At 36.0% G+C, this 4,605-nt stretch carries 5 protein-coding genes and 1 pseudogene; all 6 read right to left on the bottom strand.

The annotated features are described in order from the left end of the window. Positions 1–279, bottom strand: a pseudogene (locus Q0F90_RS07435) (cobyrinate a,c-diamide synthase); the annotation flags it as partial. Positions 280–308: 29 nt separating this feature from the next. After that, positions 309–1,016: a precorrin-2 C(20)-methyltransferase gene (gene cobI / locus Q0F90_RS07430; RefSeq protein ID WP_296004401.1), complete on the bottom strand. Its 708-nt coding sequence runs from the start codon at positions 1,014–1,016 to the stop codon at positions 309–311. 86 nt (positions 1,017–1,102) lie between these two features. Further along, a complete protein-coding gene (locus Q0F90_RS07425; RefSeq protein WP_296004400.1) occupies positions 1,103–1,957 on the bottom strand; it encodes a sirohydrochlorin cobaltochelatase in 855 nt (284 codons plus the stop codon). 204 nt (positions 1,958–2,161) lie between these two features. Further along, on the bottom strand, positions 2,162–3,043 hold the full coding sequence (locus Q0F90_RS07420) for a sirohydrochlorin cobaltochelatase (protein ID WP_296004399.1): 882 nt from the start codon (positions 3,041–3,043) through the stop codon (positions 2,162–2,164). 97 nt (positions 3,044–3,140) lie between these two features. Further along, entirely contained in the window at positions 3,141–3,518 is a 378-nt protein-coding gene (locus Q0F90_RS07415) for a hypothetical protein (RefSeq protein ID WP_296004398.1), read from the bottom strand. Between the two features lie 119 nt (positions 3,519–3,637). Continuing rightward, entirely contained in the window at positions 3,638–4,549 is a 912-nt protein-coding gene (locus tag Q0F90_RS07410; RefSeq protein ID WP_296004397.1) for a DUF805 domain-containing protein, read from the bottom strand. Positions 4,550–4,605 lie beyond the last annotated feature (56 nt).

The raw sequence follows: 4,605 nt of genomic DNA, 5'->3' as shown, positions 1-4,605 counted from the left end.
AACACCTTCAATAATAGCAAGGTTTACACCATGCGCCATGGTGGCAAAGAAAGGATTTAATTTGTGAGGTGGAACGAGCCACGTATCTAAATTATAGCTGTCACGGCCGGATGCAATTTTATGAAAGCCCGGATCAATATAATCCGGGCCCACTTTAAAGGATTGCACCGTACGTCCACCATTTGCATAAGCGGCCAATAAACCCGCTACGATAGTTGTTTTACCTACACCAGAGTTAGTGCCAGCAATGACAACACGTGGAATCTGTACTGTGTTCATAGATATTACCTCGTAATACGACGTGTTTGTTAACGATCCTTACGTTTTGCAAGGATTGTAGATAAGTAGTTGAGCTTAGTATCTTTAGGCATATTGTCTAAACCTACATATACTTGCTCATCAGGCAAACCTACACGGCTAATCATAACCGCATCATCTGCCATGTTATGTTTAATCAATGTTTCTTGTACTTCATCAAAGTTTTTGTACACTTTCATGATTACCGCATCATCGGCAACAGCCAATACAGCATCGATTTTTTCTTTAGGTGCTGTAGCAGGAACGATAGCTAATACTTCTTCCTTCTCTACGATTGGGTAACCAAGGTGAGAACCAATAGCACAGAAGGCAGTTACACCAGGAATTGTTTCGATTTCATGACCCGTATTTTCAATCAAGCGGTATACATACATGTACGTGCTATAGAACATAGGGTCACCCAATGTTAAGAATACAACGCTTTTGCCTTCATCTAAGTAAGACAAGATAATGCGTTTTGCTTCTTGCCAGCCTTCCGCTTGCGTCGCATCATCCAATACCATTGGGAATACTACAGGAACGATTTCTGTATGATCTTGGATATATGGGGATGCAATATTAAGGGCTACAGAACCATCTTTCTTTTCTGTTTTTGGTGTGATGATAATATCTGCTTCACCTACGATGCGAGCAGCTTTCACAGTCATTAATTCAGAATCGCCAGGGCCTACGCCAATACCATATAATTTACCTTTCATGGGTATCTCCTATTCTTATAGTTACATTCTATTTATAATTGCCATATCTTTTATTATAACCAATTTATACAAGATATACAAAGGTACTATTTAATATTTGGAATTGCAGGACGATGTGGACTACGTTTTCCATATAAATCATCAATACAATCTTGTAAATGTTGACGGAAGATATCTTGGATAACTTCGTACTCACCTAAACCAGCATTAATAGGTTTAACCTCATAACCAGCCTCAGTCAATTCGTTCACCACACTATCCTCTTCATCGCCGAAGAGATCGTTTTGTGCATGATCACCTAACACCAATAATAGTGGATGTAGATAAACTGTATTTGGACGCTTCCCATCGAGCCATTCCCATGGCATAGCTACGTCAGCCACATAAGGAGCATTTTCTAAAACGGCAACACGTACATTGGTAAGGCCATCACGAATCAATTTGAACTGTAAATTACCATACGAAGAGTTTCCAGAACCAAGCCCACCATGACCAACTAGCAATAACCCGTCGTCCTTAGAAATGTTAAGAGATTTAATGAAACGGTCAATCAAAATTTGGTAATCATCAGGATGCTCTTCTTGGCCCATGTAGTATACGAGAGGTCTACCAACGCGCAATACTTCCAACTGACCTTCCCCTTCATGAGCAAGAATATTATTTTTCAATTTATCAAACTCTTCACCGCCAGTGAAATGAAGTGGCTGCACATACACATGTGTGTACCCTTCTTGGATAAGTTTTTCTAACGCCCCTTGTTCAGTAGGTACCTCGATACCGCGTTCACGTAAACGCTTAACTATGATACGAGAGGAAAAAGCTAGTTCCACAGTATAGTCCGGATAAGATTTGCGGATATGTTCTACTACGGAATCAATATTATGTTCACGAGCACTGTCAACAGTGGACCCAAAGGCAACAACTAAAATAGCTTGTTTCATGAAAGTCTCCTTATATTAATTAATAATGTATCTTAATCATACCATAGAGATTCTTTTCAGGGCATACCGTAGTACGTATAAAATGGAAATTATTCTTATCTTTCATGGTAAAAGTAAAACTCCTCCTCATTGGGTATCCAACAAGGAGGAGTTTTACTTATGGAAAGGAGTGGAGTGATATGACTAATTATGTAATAGCAAGTATTAAGAAATCATACCTTGTGCTTCTAAACGAGAATTTGTCATTACAGGTTTTACAGATTCACGAGGCATGGGACGCTTGCGATCAGACATGCGGATAGCTTGGCCTAAATGTTTCAAGAATAAATCTTGTACATGAGGGTTTTCACCAAGACCTTCGTTCCAAATATCTACGTTGTAACCTTCTTCAGCAAGCAATGCGTAAATGGAGTCAGAACGTTCGCCCCCAAGATAGTCCATTAAATGTGTAGAACCAATAAGAGCCAATGGTACTACTAGTAAATCCTTATGTCCCATACGGTCTAACAAGGTAAGTGCTTGTTTAAAAGTAGGGAAACCGTTTGTAGTAAACACCACTACATTTGGTGCTGCACCGTACATAGCTTTCAATTGCAATGTACTAAACTCCAATTGGTTTTGACCATTCGCCATGAGTACCACAGACTTATTAAGTGCTTTTGTATTAACGTGGCGAACAATGCTTTCTAATGTAGCTTCGTAATCGTCAGCATAATTCTTTACACCTAAAGATGTAAGTAATGGTTTGCCAATATTCACTTGACTGAAACCATATTCATTATTATGTAAAAACTTTAATGCTTGTTTACGCATTTGTTGGTAACACTGATCTGCTACCAATGTTATAGGTTGAATGTATACTTCATCAACACCTTTGCGAGCGAAATCTTGCATAGCCTCTGTGAAAGAAGAAATCTTGTCATCATATTTCTCGTTCCACTTCTCTACTAATGCATCAGATAAGAATACGCGGCGTACCTCCATATCGCTATACATGGAACGTACTTTTTTCTCTATACTGCCGATGGATTTCTCCACAGCATCTTGGTAAATTGATCCAAAGGATGCAATGATTATGCCTTTCATATGTGACCTCCATATTGCTCATACATGTAACAATCCTCACAACTGAAAATTGTTATCAACTACTATGTAATAATAGTACAAGATTACTGTATAGAAGTCAATGAGAAAAAATATCAAAATCACCCAAATAATGTATAACCGATGCAACACCACATAAAAGAATAAAAAATATAACAATAAACTTAATTCGACCTGTAAAGGTATCATACATTTTCTTGTCGCCAGCTGTGATTGTACCAGCACGATTACGTTGCCACAAATCAAATATACAAGCAATACAAAGAATAATAATTAAAATATACTTAAAATCAATCATATAACTTGGTAAAGCAATAAAATCACTAAACAATGAAAGTCCAAAGAAACAATTCCCTAAGATACCAATTACAATTTTAACTATTCGTTGCCTAGCTATAATGACGAGATAATTCACCATTAATAAGCCAAAGAGACCAATTACAATATTCGCAAACATATCTACCCTACTAATTTAAAACCATAGTACTCTAACCTATTTAATATATACATTACACTATTACTTCAAGATACACAAAATGGTGTTGAACTCAAAGGAGTACAACACCATTTTTTAGATTAAAGTTCTTTTATACTATTAACATCCCAGCTACCTTTTATAAAGAGTCTATAAAAGACAAAGACATTGGCGAAAGGAACTACTAATAACAGTATCCATAATCCACTATACAAACTGTCATGAAGTCGTCGGATGAGTAAAGTAAAGACAGCGAACAATGTATAGAAATAAAGTATATAAAAGATTGCCCATGATATAGGCTCTAAGATAGCTATTCCTATTTCACTTTTTATCATGAGAAGCAACGCCAAAATATTTACATTTAAGCTCATTATTGTGCCTAGTGAACCTACACCTATGCCAGCCTCAATAATCTTAGCACGACCAGTTACCTTAAATGATCGATATAAATAAATATCTCTCAAGTACTCTAAAATCCCTTTTTCATTACTTAAAGTGATTTTTGTCGCTACGTATCCAATTGCACATGTAGAAGAAATCATTTGTACTTTACTATCACCAAATCGATTACGATTTACATCTGAAGGCAAAAAATATAACAATACCGTAGGTATAAATAAGATACCTAACTCCGCTAACAATATCCTCTCAAAAAAACGTACTGGCAAAAGAGGATAGGAATACAGGCTCCAAAAGTAATAAGTATATATACCCCCACCTATTAAAAGCCATAAAAATAACCAATTACTTGAGACACCAAAGTCATGCAGCCTACGTCTACATAAATCATAGACAACACATACACCTAGCAGCTTATAAAGATATCGTACATAATACCAATACAAATCATAAGTTGCTTCTCTATTTATATGTATATTCCCTAGCAAATAAATAAAAAATACCCCTACCAAAATAAATAAAAAAGCCTTTCTACCTATCCTAGTATTATGTAGTAGATCATATACATTTTGTTTTAAAAGTATTTGTTCTCTCTCAATAAAACCAAACATAGTCCTTCTCTCTTTTATATGATAATTTTATTTTACTAAAATTTTATATTTATATT

This window comes from uncultured Veillonella sp., assembly GCF_934190855.1.
In the GTDB taxonomy this organism is placed as follows: domain Bacteria; phylum Bacillota; class Negativicutes; order Veillonellales; family Veillonellaceae; genus Veillonella.
The sequence above is the reverse complement of the archived record's forward strand: the minus strand, read 5'-3'. Positions and strand labels throughout refer to the sequence as shown.